This is a genomic window from Sphingobacterium arenae (assembly GCF_014692505.1).
Lineage (GTDB): Bacteria > Bacteroidota > Bacteroidia > Sphingobacteriales > Sphingobacteriaceae > Sphingobacterium > Sphingobacterium arenae.
In genome coordinates this window covers 372,710-390,405 of the sequence record NZ_JACNYK010000003.1, presented here as the reverse complement: position 1 = coordinate 390,405, position 17,696 = coordinate 372,710, and the positions used below count along the sequence as shown (strand labels likewise).

Annotated in this window: 14 protein-coding genes; 6 read left to right on the top strand and 8 right to left on the bottom strand. The window is 42.3% G+C overall.

Going from position 1 to position 17,696, the window contains the following annotated elements; genetic code table 11:
• Positions 1 to 182: 182 nt before the first annotated feature.
• Together H8B17_RS13950 and H8B17_RS13945 are read left to right on the top strand one after the other, a co-directional pair.
• A complete protein-coding gene (locus tag H8B17_RS13950; protein ID WP_190309827.1) occupies positions 183 to 1,319 on the top strand; it encodes an alpha/beta hydrolase in 1,137 nt (378 codons plus the stop codon).
• A gap of 91 nt (positions 1,320 to 1,410) precedes the next feature.
• Complete coding sequence (locus H8B17_RS13945; RefSeq protein WP_190309826.1) at positions 1,411 to 1,800, top strand: VOC family protein; 390 nt, start codon at positions 1,411 to 1,413, stop codon at positions 1,798 to 1,800.
• Positions 1,801 to 1,923: 123 nt separating this feature from the next.
• On the opposite strand, the gene H8B17_RS13940 is transcribed toward H8B17_RS13945, so the two are convergent.
• From H8B17_RS13940 to H8B17_RS13910, 7 genes are all read right to left on the bottom strand, one after another.
• Positions 1,924 to 2,694: a glycoside hydrolase family 16 protein gene (locus tag H8B17_RS13940; RefSeq protein WP_190309825.1), complete on the bottom strand. Its 771-nt coding sequence runs from the start codon at positions 2,692 to 2,694 to the stop codon at positions 1,924 to 1,926.
• 5 nt (positions 2,695 to 2,699) lie between these two features.
• The gene (locus H8B17_RS13935; protein ID WP_190309824.1) at positions 2,700 to 4,160 is read right to left on the bottom strand and encodes a DNRLRE domain-containing protein; all 1,461 of its coding nucleotides are present in this window, start codon (positions 4,158 to 4,160) and stop codon (positions 2,700 to 2,702) included.
• Between the two features lie 16 nt (positions 4,161 to 4,176).
• Positions 4,177 to 5,571: a RagB/SusD family nutrient uptake outer membrane protein gene (locus H8B17_RS13930; protein WP_190309823.1), complete on the bottom strand. Its 1,395-nt coding sequence runs from the start codon at positions 5,569 to 5,571 to the stop codon at positions 4,177 to 4,179.
• A gap of 10 nt (positions 5,572 to 5,581) precedes the next feature.
• The gene (locus H8B17_RS13925) at positions 5,582 to 8,920 is read right to left on the bottom strand and encodes a TonB-dependent receptor (RefSeq protein WP_223816568.1); all 3,339 of its coding nucleotides are present in this window, start codon (positions 8,918 to 8,920) and stop codon (positions 5,582 to 5,584) included.
• A 176-nt stretch (positions 8,921 to 9,096) separates the two neighbouring features.
• A complete protein-coding gene (locus H8B17_RS13920; RefSeq protein WP_190309822.1) occupies positions 9,097 to 10,296 on the bottom strand; it encodes a FecR family protein in 1,200 nt (399 codons plus the stop codon).
• A 67-nt stretch (positions 10,297 to 10,363) separates the two neighbouring features.
• Positions 10,364 to 10,912, bottom strand: a complete 549-nt coding sequence (locus H8B17_RS13915) for an RNA polymerase sigma factor (protein WP_190309821.1) — start codon at positions 10,910 to 10,912, stop codon at positions 10,364 to 10,366.
• Positions 10,913 to 11,115: 203 nt separating this feature from the next.
• A complete protein-coding gene (locus tag H8B17_RS13910; protein ID WP_190309820.1) occupies positions 11,116 to 12,672 on the bottom strand; it encodes a beta-N-acetylhexosaminidase in 1,557 nt (518 codons plus the stop codon).
• 161 nt (positions 12,673 to 12,833) lie between these two features.
• Here H8B17_RS13910 and H8B17_RS13905 point away from each other — a divergent pair, with 161 nt between their 5' ends.
• Positions 12,834 to 13,487 (top strand): NAD(P)H-binding protein, encoded by a 654-nt coding sequence (locus tag H8B17_RS13905; protein WP_190309819.1) that lies wholly within the window; start codon positions 12,834 to 12,836, stop codon positions 13,485 to 13,487.
• Between the two features lie 15 nt (positions 13,488 to 13,502).
• On the opposite strand, the gene H8B17_RS13900 is transcribed toward H8B17_RS13905, so the two are convergent.
• Positions 13,503 to 14,627: a DUF2891 domain-containing protein gene (locus tag H8B17_RS13900; RefSeq protein WP_190309818.1), complete on the bottom strand. Its 1,125-nt coding sequence runs from the start codon at positions 14,625 to 14,627 to the stop codon at positions 13,503 to 13,505.
• Between the two features lie 118 nt (positions 14,628 to 14,745).
• Between H8B17_RS13900 and H8B17_RS13895 the strand changes: the two genes are divergently transcribed.
• The 3 genes from H8B17_RS13895 (at position 14,746) to H8B17_RS13880 (ending at position 17,693) form a co-directional block, all read left to right on the top strand.
• Entirely contained in the window at positions 14,746 to 15,306 is a 561-nt protein-coding gene (locus H8B17_RS13895) for a Crp/Fnr family transcriptional regulator (protein WP_190309817.1), read from the top strand.
• A gap of 64 nt (positions 15,307 to 15,370) precedes the next feature.
• Entirely contained in the window at positions 15,371 to 15,688 is a 318-nt protein-coding gene (locus tag H8B17_RS13890) for a DMT family transporter (protein WP_190309816.1), read from the top strand.
• 523 nt (positions 15,689 to 16,211) lie between these two features.
• Positions 16,212 to 17,693 carry an MGH1-like glycoside hydrolase domain-containing protein gene (locus H8B17_RS13880; RefSeq protein WP_380934775.1) on the top strand — a complete coding sequence of 494 codons (1,482 nt, stop codon included), beginning with the start codon at positions 16,212 to 16,214 and terminating at the stop codon, positions 17,691 to 17,693.
• The last annotated feature ends 3 nt before the right edge of the window (positions 17,694 to 17,696 follow it).

Genomic DNA, 17,696 nt, shown 5'->3' with positions numbered 1-17,696 from the left:
TGAATTGAAGGTTTTCTAGTAATTCATAATTTAGGTTAATAATTGGTTAGTTAGTAAAATCCTGAGGCGCCCGCTTCGGGATTTTTTTTACATTATTAGTGTCAAGACAATTGCAATATAAATGAACGTATATCGAAAAAAGTTATTAGATTAGTGTACATTTTACGACTAACCTGATCATTGTGAAACGATTACTTTTATTACTAACCGGCATCTTTGCGCTGAGTAATACAAAAGCGCAGCAATTCCTACCGTCAACGACATTGATGGGGCAGCCACATAATAACGTACTGTACGGAGAACGAGTCATCGCTGCAGACACAGCGGGCATATATCTTGACAAAAATGGAATCATTTATCCGAACGTAAGAATTCCGAACGATGAGCTGCGGGAAGCAAATAGTAGTTTACAGGAATGGTATAAAAAAAACGAAAAAGAGTTTGTGGAAATAGCTCGGGGCTACAACTGTGATTTCGCGAGCTATAGTGATATTAACGCAGCGGTCTTGAACGACTCGATTGTGGAAACATTGAGTAGGCGGCTAAATATGGCGCCGACCAATACGATGACATTTCTCATCCATGGATTTAGAAAGCCTTTTGCGCCACAAAATGGTGACTCCAGTTCGCCCGAAGATTTTGAAACGTTAGCGGCAACTTTCCAAAGATTTAATTCCACACAAACGAAAATAGTGTCTGTATATTGGGATGCGCTGTATGAATGTTGTTTTTCAGCGAGCAGCAAAAAGAACAGGCCTTTATTTGAACTTTTCGAACTGGCACAGACACATGCCGAGAAAGCGGGGAATACGCTTCGAAAAATAGCTAGCAAAATTTCGAAGGATACATTAGACGTTGTTTCACATAGCTTGGGCGCCAAAGTTGCATTGCACTCTCTTCTGGATATATCGCAAATTCCGAGTGATACGCCGACAAACACTCGAGTAAATATATGCCTTATCGCTCCAGCGGTTTCTGGTGATATGATCGTAGAGAATTATATGAAACGGAGACCAACCAATGATATTTCCTCCACAGATAATTATCATTTGTACATCGTGTATAATGAGGATGATTTTGTCCTGCGAAAGAAAGACAACAGAATTGGGATATTTGGTCCTGGTCCATACAAGTATGGCAACACTACATTGGGATGTAATTATAAAGGGGCGGCCTTAAAATTGCAATCGAAGTTTAATTCTTTGTTTAAGTTTTCTGAAATAAAACTTTATGATCTCTCGAGGGTGGGCAAATGTCATCTGGTAAGCTGTTACTGTTATGGAAATAATCTTGAAAGGGTGCTCGCCGATATGAAATGAAGTATAGCGTATATTCAGTATAATTTCCTGTCTTATGCGAAGTCGGTTAAAAATGAATACGTGTAAAATTGTATTATTAAATAAACGAGGTATGATAACAAGAGCAACTCAAATAACAATTTTGGTCAAGGACGTAGAAGAAGCGAAAAGATTTTATACGGAAAAGCTGGGGTTTACGGTATGTGTTGACCAAATGTTTTCTCCGGATTGGCGATACTTGGCAGTGGCTCCGCAAAGAGACAATGCTACGATTTTTGAACTTGTTAATGCTGAAACTCCCGAACAACACAAGCTAGTCGGTAATCAAGCTGGGGGACAGGTTTTTATCATGTTTCATTCTAGCGATATCGAGGGCGATTATATAGCGATGAAAGAGAAAGGTGTCATCTTTCATGGGGCTCCGGCGGCGGTGCCGGGAGGCAGGGGTGTTGGTTTTGAAGACTTATATGGAAATCAATTTGATTTATATCAGCCGGATTAGATGAATAGAGATTGCTCTGTGGGGAAGATTGGGCAAAAGAGGCGGTCTCTTTTTGGACTGCCCCCAGAAAGTGTTTAACTCTTTGGGGGCACCGCATTGAGACGGCCTCTTTTTATTTGTGTATTAATTACTCCCCTCCGCCTTGATAAATTCGAATTTCTCGATAATCATTTCCTGTTCCTCTCCATTGGAAGGAGCTTCTCCCCGAAATAGCCACAGGTTCATTCTCAATCGTTCAGTCCCTCGATGAGGCGGAACATGGTTACCTTGATAGGTCCATTCGCGGATAAGATTTTCATCATCGACGGTCAAGCCGTGCCCTTGTCTGCTGAAGAAATCAATCCTATCTGCACGCCAATCGAACGCATGCGTCGAGCGATCCGTTAGTAAATGGAGATCATATCGTACTTTATTTCCAGGCAGATGCGACGGTTGTACCGCAAATTGAGAATCCTCGCTGTTCGGATTGGACCATCTAGAAAACTCTATATCGATCTCTTCCTCGTCATTTAGATAGGTAAATAAGCCTCCGACGACATTTTCATCTAGTTTAGTTACGTCACTGCCGACATGAAAAATATATTTCCCGTACCCTAGGGATCGTCTCAGAATAACACCCGCGCAATACCATCCGTTACCTTTATGTACGATTTTTAAATGCATGTGTCCGTTATCGTCTACCCAAACATTGTCTTCCGAATCCGAGAACAAATTAGGTCCGGGTCCCAACCGGACATCGTTAGAGGTACGCACCAGCCAGTCATACCCCGAAAACTTTATGATTCTTTCCGTTTGCACAATCGGCAACTCGTCGAGGTCGCTGGAAGAAGAACAGGAAAGCAATAGCAGGGTAGCAATGAACAATATCTTGAAACTATTAAAAAGCAATTTCATAACAATTATTGAATATTTATCTTCACTTCTATATCTTCTAATACCGCACCTGTTCTATCCTTAGCAGATAAGACAATCGTGTCTTCTCCACTGCTTTTCCCATTATGGATATAGATCAAGCTAAGGGATTGGAGATCGGTCTGCAAAAATTCGTCATCTTGTACCATAACGTCGGCCCCTCTGATCAGCCAACCTTTCGCGGGTGCCGTATCGATGGTATAAATGATATCAGATGGTTCGGCACCGGAAATCTTTAAGATATCTTCATTTAAAACTTCAGAACCACCTTCTGAAACGATAACAGGCTCATTTATATCCAAGACTAAGTTATTTTGACCCGTGGCCAGTGTTGCGACCAACATCGGGCGTAACATAGGGTCTGGGGTCTCTCTTGTATAGTATTCATCGACTCCATTCGCCCAGGGTTGCGTATCCAACATAAAGGATATTCTTCCAGTTGGAGAGGCATTTCGGTAGTAATTTGTAATATCAAGAGACAAAGTTCCTGGTCTGTTATCTCCTCCCACGGCTGGCGAAAAAACGGAACTAATCATAGGCTGTGTGGGGGTGGGCGCATTACGCCCCGTGATGGTAGACTCTGTCCAGTTACTATTCGCGATTTCAAAAAGGTGTATATCGTAGCCGCCACGAGCAAAGTAGACCTTGAGGCTAAGACTCATATCTACTACTATTCCTGGCTTGTCGAAATCTTCCAGGTTAAACATGAGATAGCCTTTCCGATCATCGGCACTATTCCCATCCGTTGTTAACATTCTCTTTGGTCTGATATATTGATTTGAGTTATAATTCGTGTTTTCATTGGCTCCGCCTGCAACAAACGAATCGTGTATTGCATATATCGTATCTTTCTCCATTGTTGTTTCCGAGCTATTATCAACTGCTGGAGCTGAAAAATATACAATATCGTTCACCGCGTGCATGACGCCGTTTGTTGGCTCCAGATTGGAAGTACGGATTTCCCATTGCCGCGTGGTTCCCTGATTGATCTGCCCTATATAGTTGTTATTGCGAGAAAGAAACATGGTTTGTCCGTTTTCTGTCTCATAGGCTACTGGAAGATCACGATCCATGCTTGGATCCGTAAAAATAACATGGTCTTTGACGATATGATACCGCAACATATTCCGTAAGATAGGCTCAGGTATATCTTCTATGGAATTATAGGTACTGTTTTTAAGATAGGTGTTAAATGCGTTATTATTTGGGATGATAAAAGTCCTTTCTTCATCTTGATACAGGCTTTGAAGCCCTGTGCGGCTGATGGCTTCGCGCAACACCTCAAAGTCCGGGTTATTCTGAATAAACTCCCATGCGGTTACCCCCAATACACCATCGATATTAGCAGGCTCGTATTTGAAATCTTCCTGAATTTCACAACTGGTCGCTAAAAGCACCAAAGTAACGCAGCTCATCAAAAATCGGTTTAAAATTCTTTTCGTTTGCATAACTAATGATTTTTTGTCAATCTTTCGTTCTATAAAACTCGTTCTGGTCTAAATTGGGGTTGCGATTGAGCGCATCTTCATGGATCGGCCACACAATATTACCGGGCTCATCCAGCCCGTTTATGGGTTCCATTACCGCGATGGCTTTATCCGTCCGGACGAGGTCAAACCAACGATGTCCCTCGAAACAAAGTTCGATTGATCGTTCATGCATGATAGCCGAAACGACATCTCCGAATTTCTCCTCGGCAGTAGCTTCGGTAAGGGCATCCAGTCCTGCACGTTTGCGTATGGTGTTCAATAGGGGCAATGCCTCGCTATACTGACTCAAACGGGCATGTGCCTCTGCCTTTAACAACATCACGTCAGCGAGTCGAACTAAAATAATATTGTTTTGAGAGGGGTCTGGGCTTTCGTCGCTAAAGCCTTCCCCGAAAAATTTCCAGATCATTCGGGGTGTCGTCTGTGTGTTATTCCATATTTTGGGTTTACGTAAATCTCCTTCTTCGAACGATTCCCTGAATTTCTCGCTTGGAAAATATTGCGCATCATTACCTTGTGCAAAAAGGTTTCGCATACCATTGGTCTGGATTTCATTATACCCGACCTCAAACACGCTTTCATTGCTTAGCCCCGTGGAAAACATATTATTCCAATTGCCTATGGATACTAAGGTATATAACGGATTGTCTATCACCCGCTGTGCGGTGATAACGGCTTCCGCATATTGCTTACGCCACATATATACTTGCGTCAGGATGCCATCGGCACTTCCCTGCGTAACTAGCACGCGATCGCGCTCCCCGCCATAACTGGGTGCGCAAAACTCGGATGCATACAGCAGATCGTCCACAATTTGATCTAGAATGACGTCCTTGTCAGTTACCGAAAAAAACACGTCCTGTTCTGCGCTTTCAAAGGGTTCTAAGGTAAAAGGGACATCTCCCCAAACCCGCACCAGATAGAAATAGGCGATAGCGCGTAAGGCTCTTGATTGCCCAATTAATTGGTTTCTTAGTGCATTATTCTCATCTTCAAAAATCTCGGGAATATACTTGATCGCATAATTGGCCCGACTGATAATGGTATATAGACTTGTCCAATTCGCTGATGTAGCGGTATTGGATGTTGTAATCAAACTTGTCAACGTATTTCGACTAAGCGCAAAAGGATCTCCAGCATGATTGGTTCCAACATTATCCGCGCGGCCCTCGCCCCAATAGGCAAAGTTTAATCGAAATGCGGACTGCATGCCATTATATATTCCGTAAACGCCAGCTTGTGCGTCACTTACTGTTTTATAGAAACCTTGTGCTGAGAAACTACTAACGGGTTCTTTGTCCAAAAATGAACACGATCCCATGAGCAATACGGATAACAGAACTATCGATTGTATTGTAATTTTTTTCATTTCCTCTATCTTAAAGACCTATATTCAAACCAAAAATAAATGTACGGCTCTGTGGATAGGATCCTTCATCCACGCCTACTCGCAACCCGGAATAGGAATTAACATCTGGGTCAAATCCTGTATACTTTGTCCACGTGATCAAATTGGTTCCCGTTACAAACGCGTCTAAGCTCCTGATCCCGATCCGGCTCACCCAGGTGGATGGGAAACGGTAACGAAGATTAAGATTTTTCAACCGGATATAGGATCCGTCTTCTACCCAACGGCTTTGTACACGGCTTTCGCTCTGCATAGGGTCATCACGCACGGGTCGTGGATAATCGGTGAGGTCTCCTTGTTCGCGCCACCTTCTTAAGGCATCTGTCGACAAGTTGTTATACCGTACGATCGCATTACGTTGGTGGTTGATCTCGCTATAAATGTCATTACCATAGGAAAACTGAAATAATACATTCAATGAAAAATTCTTGTAAGTAAAATCATTAGAAATCCCTCCAAAAAATGTAGGTTCTGCGTTTCCGATAATCTGCCGATCGTCGTCATTGATCACGCCATCTCCATTGAGATCGTGCCAGATCGGATCTCCTCCCTGGAATGCGCGTCCTGAGGCGCTCCCCTGCGTCACTCCATTTACGTTGTCTTCATCACGTGCATAAACACCATCGAACCGCCATCCATAGAAAGTACCGATAGGCTGCCCCTCCCGCAGAATATGAAAAGTGCCATTCTGGATATAACCATTGGTCAGTAGACTCTCGGGTAGCGATATGATGTGATTTCTATTTGCACTAATGTTAAAATTAGTCGACCAACCGAAATTCCCTACAAGATTTTTAGTCGACAGTAAAAACTCTACTCCTTTATTCTGGATATCGCCTATATTTTGGGTGATTACCCCAAATCCTGTCGTGGTAGGGATAGGCACGGCGTACAAGAGATCATGTGTGTTTTTTACGTAATAATCTGCGTTTAGCGTGATTCTGTTCGCTAAGAACGACAGATCCAGACCGGCATTGTATTGTACAGTCGTTTCCCAAGTCAGGCCGGAATTGGGCATCACTGACGGTGCTGCGCCAGAAAAATCTAAGTAATTGAGTCCAACTAAAAATTCACCTTGGGAGGTATAGTTTCCAATAGCATGGTTCCCTGTACTTCCCATACTGAAGCGAACTTTACCGTCGTTCATCACGCTTCGGATACCTTCCATGAATGGCTCGTCAGTAAAACGCCAACCGGCCGATGCTGAGGGAAAGAAACCGAATCTCTTATCACGGCCGAATCTGGAAGAACCATCAACACGTAGGTTGACTTCTGCCAAATATTTTCCTTTATAATCGTACGAAGTTCTGCCAAAATACGAAAGCATGGCACTTTCGCCAACGGTATTGATATCTGCCCCGTCTGAATCTTTATTGGAAATAACGCTCGCCGCATTCAAAGTCCGAATGTCGTCACTCGGGAAAAACATACCGTTCAACCCGGTGCGCTCGAATCTCCAATCTTGCAAACTGAAACCAAGCAGGGCGCCAAAATTATGATCCTTAGCGAATACCTTGTTGTAACGTAAGATATTTTCGTTTGACCATGTGATGTTGTTTGTGCTCCGTACTGCCCCCGTATTATATCCTTCGCGATAATCTAATATAGAGGGCATAAATTCATCCTCCTTCATCGTGATCAGATCAAAATGGAGATTACTGCGAAAACTCAAGCCGTCCAAAATTTCATACTCTAGATATTCACTCCCAATAAGACGGTGGCTTTTATTATAATGTGTTGCATGCATCGCTATACCTACTGGATTGCGACGCCCAAGCTGGTACCCATTCAGCGATCCGTCTGGGAAGTACATGGACATTACAGGTGGTCGGACCAACAGTTCGCGAATCACGCTTAGGTTTCCTGTTCCTCCAGCATTGATCCGGTTGTTGGTGCCATTCGTATATGCGAGGCTTTGTCCAATCTTCAACCGGTCGGATATTTTAAAATCTACATTTAGACGGGAAGTAATCCGCTTATAATTGTTGTTGATGATAATACCGTCCTGATCTAGATATGAATTGCTCCAAGCATATTGTACCTTGTCGCTTCCACCACGGACTGCCAAATCTACTTTATATTGCCCTGCGCTACGCAATAACTCTCTCTGCCAGTCGATATCGCCATTATTGGAAGGGTTTAAAGAATCTAGAACCGTCCAAAAGGGCTCTTCTGGGTTATCCATATTGCGATAGGAGTCGATAACTGCTGAACGGTATTGGGCTGCATTCAAAACACTCAAATGACGGGTAATGCTACTCACACCGCTCATAAAATTGGCTGTTATCTGTGCTTTCCCTTCGGCGCCACGCTTGGTGGTAATCAAGACTACCCCATTTGCGGCCCGAGAGCCGTAAATTGCCGTAGAGGCTGCATCTTTTAGTATCTCTATGGAAGCAATGTCACTTGGATTAATGTCTGCCAATGGGTTTAATCCAAAGTTTTCTGTTCCATTTAGTGACGATAGTGAATTGGATTCGATAGGTACGCCATCCACAACAAATAAAGGGTTGTTACCAGAATTGAGAGAAGAATTTCCCCGAACTCTGATGGTCATTTCTCCGCCTGGAGCACCGGAATTAGAAGTGATCTGCACCCCGGGGGCACGCCCCTGCAAAATGGAAATCGGGTCTTGAAGGGTTGTTTTTTCGATTTCTTCGCTGCCAACGGAAGCAACAGATCCGGTTAGATTTCTTTTTTTCTGTTGGCCATATGCAACAACAACCATCTCATCCATCATCACCATTTGATCCTTCAAAACGATAGACAGCTCTCTTTCATTTCCTACTGTAATCGTTACCGGCTCTTTACCAACATAGGTGAATGTAAGCCTATCTTGGGATTGGGCTGAGATCGAAAACGTACCGTTTTGAGCGGTCTGCACGTCGTCGCCACCTCCATCATTCAGACTCACGGTAACACCTGAAATAGGCGACCCCGTGGCATCTCTTACTGTTCCTCGAATAGGGGTTTGCTGCTTATTAATATATACAGCCTTGGGGATAGGCTTGACTTCTTTATTTAAAACTATGTTTTTCCCCGTTTGCTTATATTTAATACCAAAGGGCACAAGTATCTCGTCGAGTACCTTATTCAGTTGTACGTTTTCGTAATTGACGTTAATCGTTGCTGACTCTGGAATAATCCTTTGATCAAAGAGGATATTATATCCACTTTGTTTCTGAAGTTCTCTCAGGACATAATCTAATTTGACACCCCGCTTTTTAAGTGTTACTTCTTGGGCAATAGCAGATGCGTTGACCTGCAATGTCGCCATCAATAGAAGGGGTATAGCTAGAGATAACTTCATGAATGCGGAATTTATCTTTATGTGGCATATTTCCCATAGTAATATGTCCAACCAGTTTTTTTCATACATTTGTATTCGGTTGATTTATAATTTAACACATTAGTTTTCAATCGTTAGTCTATCAGACTAAATCTTTAGGGGGTGCTGGTAACACCTCCTATTTTTTGATATTTGTCTTATTTCATTACAGTTATCCTCCTTCCATCAAGTTTTAGTTTCACCGAACCGGTCCATTCTATTGTTTGGAGTAAAGTTTCAATACTTTCGAATTTGGATACTTTACCTGAAAATCTTATATCATTTACGCCGGTCTTATATTCTATCTCGACATCGTACCATCTTGAGATATCTTCCATGACATTTTTTAGTGGCGCATTGTCAAAGGCAAAATCACCATTTTTCCATGCGGTGACATAATAGGGATCTATCTGTACGATGTTGGTTTGTTTTGATCGACTGTCGTAAATGGCCTGATCATTGGGCTTTAGAACGTAGGGCTGCTCCCTTTTCATGCCGTCAAACGACACTTGGACGCTACCTTCAACCAATGTAGTGGTTACTTTATCTCTGAATGTATTGATATTAAATTCGGTTCCCAGTACTTTCAATATCTGCCCTTGCGATTTGACGACAAACGGTATACGTTTGCCGTGAATTTCTAATTTTGCGACATCGAAGTATGCCTCTCCTTCCAATTCCACCTCTCTAATGTCAACGTCGCTAAAGGAAACTGGATATTTAAGAGAGGAGTTTGCATTCAGCCACACCTTGGTTCCGTCATTCAAACGAACAACATACTCTCCACCTACAGGCGTGATAAGCGTATGGATTGTAGCTTTCTCGTGAGCTCCAAATGATTCGACATAAGAGACGCCATCTTCTTTTCCTACACGAAACATATGGTTACTATTTGGCGCTGCCCCGTTTCCTAATTCTTGGTAGGTACCATCTTCAAAAACGATTCGTGCTTTTTTACTGCCGGGTGTTACTTCTGCGTGCAGTTCCGAGTCCTCCGCAATCACTTCGTCTTCTGAAATGGGGTGGAACGTCACCATGTAAGCGACAAAAAATATCGTCAATAAGGCGGCTACCGAGATGACTTTCTGAAAGAAAGGCGGTATACGCCGTTGCAATTTATCGTTCGATCTGAGAGGTCCATTTGCTTCTGTTTGTACACGTATCTTATCGTACAGTCTATTGCTGTCGTCTTCTGAAACATCAAGGGGCTTCTCGTCTTGTAATTGATCCCAAAGTGTCAACATTTCCTGCTCAACAGAGGGGTTTTGCATCAATTCATAAAGTTCGGCCTTTTCCGAAATGGAACATTTTCCTTGTCGACTTCTTTTTATAAGGTATATTAACCGTTGCCTATCCAATTTACTGTGCTTTTATACAACTATATCGCACCGTATTCCAAATAGTACTAGGTGGATAGAAAAAAAATCAAAATAAAATGATCATCAGCCTCTGTAACTTAATCCGAACAGTTTTGGTGGCTACGGCCAAATGGTTTTTTACGGTATGCTTGGAAACAGCCAACTGCTCTGCAATCTCCTGATAAGACAAATCATCCAGCTTACTTAATACAAACACTTTCTTTTGTTGTTGGGGCAACTCGTCTAAAATGTTGTCTAAACTGGTACGCAATTCATTGGCCAAAACAGTGGCCTGTGTATCAAACGAATTTCTATCCGAACGGCTTCTGATTTGTTCTAAAGCTTCTTCTCGGACTATTTTCTTACGAAAGTGGGAGATCGCGATCCTTTTAGAGACAGCATACAAAAACGGTAATATACTTTCTTCATACGGGATTCTGTCTTTATAAATAAAAAGTTGAGTGAAGGTATCCTGCGCAATTTCTTCCGCCTCTTCCCTATTGTGACAAAACCCATAAGCGTGCTGTAGAATAATTCGATGATACAGATCAAATATTATTCTAAATGCTTTTGAATATCCTGCTTTAAAATCAACAAATACTGCTTCAGACACCATTTTCGTTAAGTTTATATTTTACGGTCACTGGTCGCATTATCCCACCTTGCAATCGAATTAACAAGTCGCTATTTCAAAAATAGCAAATACTAGCTATCCTTACAATATATTAATTGCACACGAAGTAATTTTATTCCGAATACCGCTATTTTCTTTATTTCTATAGCACCGAAACTTTTCTTTATTAATCTAATTGATAATTTCTAATCCACTCGATTTCTAGATAAGCGTTGGTGTAAAAGCCGTATTTTGCTGTTTCGGTATTCGTTCTCTTGTTTTAGCTCTCCTTCGTAAAAAGCGCCATGATTCAATTTCATAAAACGTTTATCCAATCCAGAGGTGTCCAAAGCTTCCAACGCAGCTAGTACCTCCGGTATATCTTCTTCTCGGAATTCTGCGGAATTGACCCTTTTCTCGATCTCCATATACTTCAGATATTGGAGGCGGATATCCGACATCAGACGATAATGTTCAAACGCCCGTAGGTTGCGAACGGGTTGCAAACGATGCATAGTAGATGCCACCATTTCTGCGCTATCTAAAAAGGTGGACATAGGAAGGTCCGCTTTACTGATTCGACCCTGGACTATTTCATAGGGAATAGCTTTTAAGGCCGACCAAAATTGATCTGCTTGAACTCGGTCAAAGCCGTATTGCTCTTGCGCATATTGTAACACAAACGCCTCGACCTCCAAAGGCTTTTCATTGTTCACTCCTTCAAAAAAGGCATCGATCAATATATTAAAGCCTGTAATTGGATACACACGCCGAATAGCATACAGATCGGTTATATCTCTGGTAGACTCCCACAGCGCGGAGTATAATCCCGAAGTGGACCAAGATGTCATAACCAGACCGTTGTAACCGAATTCCCGCGCCAATGGTATAAAATCCCGAATATTATGGAAATGTTCTTCCCATTGGGTTAGGAAGTAATTGTCAGGATGGCTCCTCAGAGCCGGTGCTCCCCATATTTCAAAACCGCTGTTCAATAAGTTATTGTGGTCGCCAAACATATTTATATCCCAACCGTAATTCCAATCGACAAAAACGGTCTCTTTCGGTAACCCTTCCAATGCATCGGGATATTTCAGCGCAATGTCGGCCCAAAGCACCGGGCGTTTGCCCAGGCTTACCACAATGTCGCAGAGTAATTTGATAAAGTCACCGTACAATCTTCCTTTGCCCAGCTCGGCGACCTTTTTCTTTGACGCTGGGGAATGCCCCAATAAGTATGTCTCGTCTCCGCCGATATGAATGTATTCGGACGTGTGGGTAGAAATTAGATCCTGATAAAGTTCCGTAAACAGTTCTCGATTCAACTCTTCCTTAAGTGGATTCACTTGCGAATAGTCTTTTGAGTCTTCGCGTAATTCCTTATAACGTGGGTGCCGCAGGATATATTCTACGTGCCCGAAACTTTGTTGCAGCGGGATCACGTCAATTTTCAATTGATTGCAATATGATATAAAATCAATCACTTCTTCTCGGGAGTAAACGAATCTATTGGCGATCAGTGGGTGCTTCTCAAAAGGATATGTACCCTCCCACTCCATAATCAAGGTGTTAATCCCATTTTCACTTAGTTTTTTGGCAAATGACTTTAACGCCGGCATGGTCATCACCTGTATTCTCAGGTCTAGATGAAATCCCTTAACTTGAAAATCAGAAAAATTGTTTCTCGAGGGCTGTGCGTAAAGAGATAAGCACGTGAGCGTGCTGAGAAACACAATGAAAACAAAAGAATATTTCAAATTCATATTTTAAAAGAAATGTAAATCGCTATGCTTAGATCGCACCGCGTTCAAAATAGTACTAGTGATGTGAAGAAAAAGATTAGTTACAATATAATGGTAATGGACTGAACTGTTTGGAATTATTGACCGAAGTCTTTAATTTAAAGAATTAATCGAGGAAGAGTATGAAAGCAATCGTGATTGGTGGCACAGGAGCCACGGGAAAGGAGTTGGTCGCACAACTTTTGGAAGACAGTCGATTCGTTGCGGTGACCGTATTGGTTCGTCGGCCGTTTTTCGGTCAGCAAGCTAAACTGACCGAAATCGTTGTTGATTTTGAAAGACTAAATGAATATAAAGTGCACATTCAGGGCGATGTCGCCTTTTCGTGCCTCGGTACTACCCTGAAGGATGCCGGGGGTAAAGATGCGCAGTGGCGTGTGGATCATGATTACCAATTAGAATTTGCGGCTATTGCCAGAGCGAGTGGAGTGGAAAGTTTTGTGCTGCTTTCGGCCTTCGGAGCCAATGCTAATTCTTATTTTTTTTATAATAAAATGAAAGGCAAGTTAGAGGATAATATTAAAAAATTGAATTTCAAACAATTGGTTATTCTTCATCCTGGTGGTATTGAAAGACCCGGTTCCAACCGAAAAGGAGAGAGAGTTATGATGAAACTCTTAAACGCATGCAATGCCATCGGTTTGTTCAAGGGCTATGAACCTATATCAACAAACCGACTGGCAAAAGCCATGATCGCTTCCTATTTTAAATTTAAGGAAACGCTTAAAGTCGTTATTCTAAAGGAAATAAAAGAGATTTCAGCATACCAACACTAAAATAAATAGCTAATCTCAGCGATTCGACAGCGCCAATAGCGCGAATGAACCCAACCAATGACTTCCCATATAGTCGTCATCGGAAATATTCTTCAGCGAGAAATCGATATGCGCATTGGCCAGTGGCACCAAGGTATGCTCTAACTCTGGCAATAAATAGGCGATGCCATACAGACAATTCGCCCGGCTGAAATTCAAACCGTCTAGGTGAACCAGTTTGCCGTCCGTGCGATCGCTTACCAGAGCCGGTTGCAGGCTTTCTATTTTCTCCTCAAACAAGATGGGTAAAAAATTCAGCAACCATTTTTTATATTCTTCTTTCTGCATGATCTTGCTCATGAGGTATGCTTCCTCTAGGCAAGGCGAAAGGAAATCGTAGCCGCTAGGTTCATAAGCCAGATTACAGTTTTGATCCGCTTCGAAGAAGCGTATACTGTTTGTCTTTATGGCATGAAGCAATGCCGTATCCCCAGCCGCTTCGGCATATTCGTACATTAGTGTAAGGCTAAAGGCGGTATTGTCGTGTTGCCCAGTGCGGATAGGGTAAACGAGTTTAGATAAATATTGCTGCGTGCGTTCGGATAGCAGATCGACCAACGGTTGCAGTATCTTCGCCCACTCTTGCGCATCGGTATTTCGCCAAGATATTAATTCCTCCTGTAACTTGAACAGCCAAGCCCAGCCGTATGTACGCTCAAAGCTTAAGTTGTTTTTATCTGCGAAAAATGCTAATTCAACGGCAAGGTTTTCCTTCGTGATATGATCTTTTAAAAGTTGTCGTACATTCCCGTCTGCATCTAGTTCTGGATATTGTTTCAACAACCGTACAATAGTCCAATAGCCGTGTACAGAAGAATGCCAGTCAAAACAGCCGAAGAAAATGGGGCGTAGTGCTTTAGGAGATTTTAGGTCGGCTTCGCTCCCCAGAACTTGTCCGAGCTTATTGGGGTACTCGATTGTTAAACAGTGTGTAGGCAGCTTAAAAATACGTTTCGCTACTGCTTCATCCAAAGACCTTTGCGTTACTTTGACAACATCCGGCTGACTTTCTTCTTCCTGTTGCTTTCCCGATGGTTCACAGGAAATAAATAACAGGACAAGACATAGGAAAAATGGTATGGCGAACGGTCTGTTTTGCATAAGATCTCCTTTCTAATGATTATTTTTATGAGCAGCTATCGGTAAATTTAGGAATATAAACGTTTTAAAAAAACGGAACTTATTAAGTAATTTGCCAAAAATTGATTCTTGACATTAAATGAACCTGCTTATTGAACAATTGCAAAGATATGGCCGGCTTAGTATGGAAGCTCAGCGTGATATCGCATCCTGTACAAAACAGATCGTTAAAAAGAAACATGATTATTTTCTGAAGGCAGGACAGAAGGTATCTAGCTACTTTGTGATCAAAAAGGGATTGATACGTGCCTTTTTCTACCGAAATGGCAAGGAAGTGAATACGTGGTTTGGTGAGGAAAACCAGATATTCTGCTCCATACTACAGGTTTACACGGACAGACCTGCGCTTGAATATATCCAGTTTTTAGAAGATTCAGAGATCTATGCCATATCTGCGAGTGATTTGAATGCGTTGTACTTACAATATCCCGAGTTAAATCTTATAGGCAGAAAGATAGCTGAAGAAGTGTGTGTGATATTGGAAGAACGAACGATATCACTGCATACGCAGAGTGCTTTTGAACGTTACGATTTACTGATAAAACTGCAACCTAACGTATTGAAAAGGGTCAACCTCGGACATATTGCCTCTTATTTAGGGATCACGCAGGAAACATTGAGTAGAATAAGAAGATTTTGATGTAGATCAAAAAATTGGAATAGATGATGGATTACCTTTGCAAGGGTAATTTAAATCGTTATATATGAACTGGGTAGCACTTATTGTAGCTGGAGTTTTCGAAATTGGCTGGCCGCTAGGATTAAAAATGGCACAGCAACCGCAGGGTAGTAAAGTTGGATGGATCGTAGTCGCGCTGATGTCTATGGCCATCAGTGGGAGCCTCTTGTTTTACGCACAAAAGACAATCCCGATGGGAACGGCGTATGCAGTATGGACGGGGCTGGGTGCAGTAGGCACACTGTTGGTAGGGATACTTTTCTTTGGTGATTCGGCCACGATCATGCGTTTATTGTCGGCATGTCTTATTGTAGCGGGCATCATAGGTCTGAAGATATTTTGATGTTTCGCAACGATGCTGAAAATTTACTACATTGCCATTCATCGTTATGTATAGCGATAAAAATGGAAATGGATAAATTAACGGTATTCCGTTGTTAGGAATTATTAAACACCATGAGCGAAACCTTTAAAGCATTAAGTCGGATAAAAATTTATTTTGTTTATCTGTCCTGTGTATTATATCTATCTGCCTGTTCGACGACCAGACATTTAACACATGCAGACCTAACAGGCAGTAAAACTTCAGCGATAAGTATCCTGGATAAGCAGGTCGATGAGTTTAACAGTTATATTGACCGACCTGCTTCTGATGGACATATCGACAAGCGAAATAACAAGGCGTTTCTTCGTGATAACATCCCGCTGTTTTTATGCTCGGACAGCAACATCACAAAAGTCTACAATTACCGTTGGTGGATGATCTCCAAACATCTCAAGGCATATGTTGATCCTTATGATGAACAGACGTATGGGTATTTACGGAGTTCTTCGGCGACAAACCTTGGGCCACGCTTAGTGGTGCTATACCTTGCCCGGCGGGGCATCAGTTTTACGACGTACGTTGGCTTCGGAACCCGGAATTCTTACGATCTTACGCTGATTACTATATGCGTGGGTCGGCCTCCCGTCTTAATCAGCGGGAAAATGCGAACTTCTTGACCTATACGTCCCGTCCGGAAAGTCATCATTTCTCTAGTTGGATGATCGATGGTATTGAGGCTTTCCTTAAAGTGCACCCCGACAGGGAGTGGCTACAGAGCATCCTCCCCCACTTGGCTGCTCACCAACAGGTTTGGGATACCCTGTTTACCGTAACGGACTTGCAGGCAAAAACAGCACGTATGTATAAATTTCTGGATCTCTACGATGGAATGGAATTCAGTCTATCTACGGTACTTGGACTTATAGAAAGTGACGACGCTTATGGCCTTTATACAGTTGACAATTGGCGTAACTATTATTTAGGTTGGGAAACGACCGACAATGCCGCTCAGTCTCCACATGCCAAACGGTATCCTAAGGCTTATCGGAACGGATATCCCGATTTCTACATAGTGAGACCTACCTTAAACGCTTATGCCTATGCCAACCTACGTTCGCTATCTAACCTATACAACTTAATGCATAGTAATTTTGCTGATCTAGAAGCTAAAACACAGGCGACGAAATATAAAATAAAAGCAGAGGAAATTCAAAGAAAGATACTCGACGTGCTGTGGAATGAAGAAGATCAGTTTTTCTATAGTTACACCGCTGGCGATAATAAATTTGGTGCCCGCGATTTTGAATCACGCGTTCGCGAATCCGTGGGTTATACGCCTTGGTATTTCAATATGATCCCCTTTTCGGATAATGAGAAATACGAAAAAGCTTGGGAGATGTTTGCATCCGAAAAAGGCTTTTTCAATACTGGAGGTATGACGACCGCCGAACAGCAACACCCTTATTATAACGAACAGGCTTATGCCTGGAATGGACGTGGTTGGCCGTTTCAGAATTCGGTCGTGTATAAAGCGTATGCCAACTATTTGAGAAATTATAAAACGCCGGTTACGGAGCATGACAGACAATTACTTTACAACTATGTACGGAAATTAGTCGCTACACATGGCGAAAAACCGAATATAGGGGAATGGTATATTCCGAGTGAACGGGGAACTTTCGGTGGTGAGAAAGACTACTTCCACTCGACATTTCCGGATATTATTATCGAAGATCTATTAGGGTTTAAAGCCTTACACCAAGACCTGTTTATTCTGCAGCCACTATTGCCTGAAAATACTTGGTCGCATTTTTATCTGGGAAATATTGCCTACCACGGAAGGACAATCGACATCATCTGGAAAAAAGATTGGGATCTGCAAAAAGAGGGAAATCAAAGTGAATTGCGCATATGGGTAGATGGTCGCTTAGCTAAAACTAGTGATCGCCTGACCGATGAAATTGTTGTAGAAATGCCTCCGGACAAAGGTTTGCCGACTCGAAATTCTTCAGTGCGAAAGTGAGTA

Bases quoted from the DNA above. Each gene is read 5' to 3' on its own strand.
- H8B17_RS13945 (WP_190309826.1), top strand. From the start codon at position 1,411: ATGATAACAAGAGCAACTCAAATAACAATTTTGGTCAAGGACGTAGAA.
- H8B17_RS13940 (WP_190309825.1), bottom strand. From the start codon at position 2,694: ATGAAATTGCTTTTTAATAGTTTCAAGATATTGTTCATTGCTACCCTG.
- H8B17_RS13935 (WP_190309824.1), bottom strand. From the start codon at position 4,160: ATGCAAACGAAAAGAATTTTAAACCGATTTTTGATGAGCTGCGTTACT.
- H8B17_RS13930 (WP_190309823.1), bottom strand. From the start codon at position 5,571: ATGAAAAAAATTACAATACAATCGATAGTTCTGTTATCCGTATTGCTC.
- H8B17_RS13925 (WP_223816568.1), bottom strand. From the start codon at position 8,920: ATGAAGTTATCTCTAGCTATACCCCTTCTATTGATGGCGACATTGCAG.
- H8B17_RS13915 (WP_190309821.1), bottom strand. From the start codon at position 10,912: ATGGTGTCTGAAGCAGTATTTGTTGATTTTAAAGCAGGATATTCAAAA.
- H8B17_RS13910 (WP_190309820.1), bottom strand. From the start codon at position 12,672: ATGAATTTGAAATATTCTTTTGTTTTCATTGTGTTTCTCAGCACGCTC.
- H8B17_RS13905 (WP_190309819.1), top strand. From the start codon at position 12,834: ATGAAAGCAATCGTGATTGGTGGCACAGGAGCCACGGGAAAGGAGTTG.
- H8B17_RS13900 (WP_190309818.1), bottom strand. From the start codon at position 14,627: ATGCAAAACAGACCGTTCGCCATACCATTTTTCCTATGTCTTGTCCTG.
- H8B17_RS13895 (WP_190309817.1), top strand. From the start codon at position 14,746: ATGAACCTGCTTATTGAACAATTGCAAAGATATGGCCGGCTTAGTATG.
- H8B17_RS13890 (WP_190309816.1), top strand. From the start codon at position 15,371: ATGAACTGGGTAGCACTTATTGTAGCTGGAGTTTTCGAAATTGGCTGG.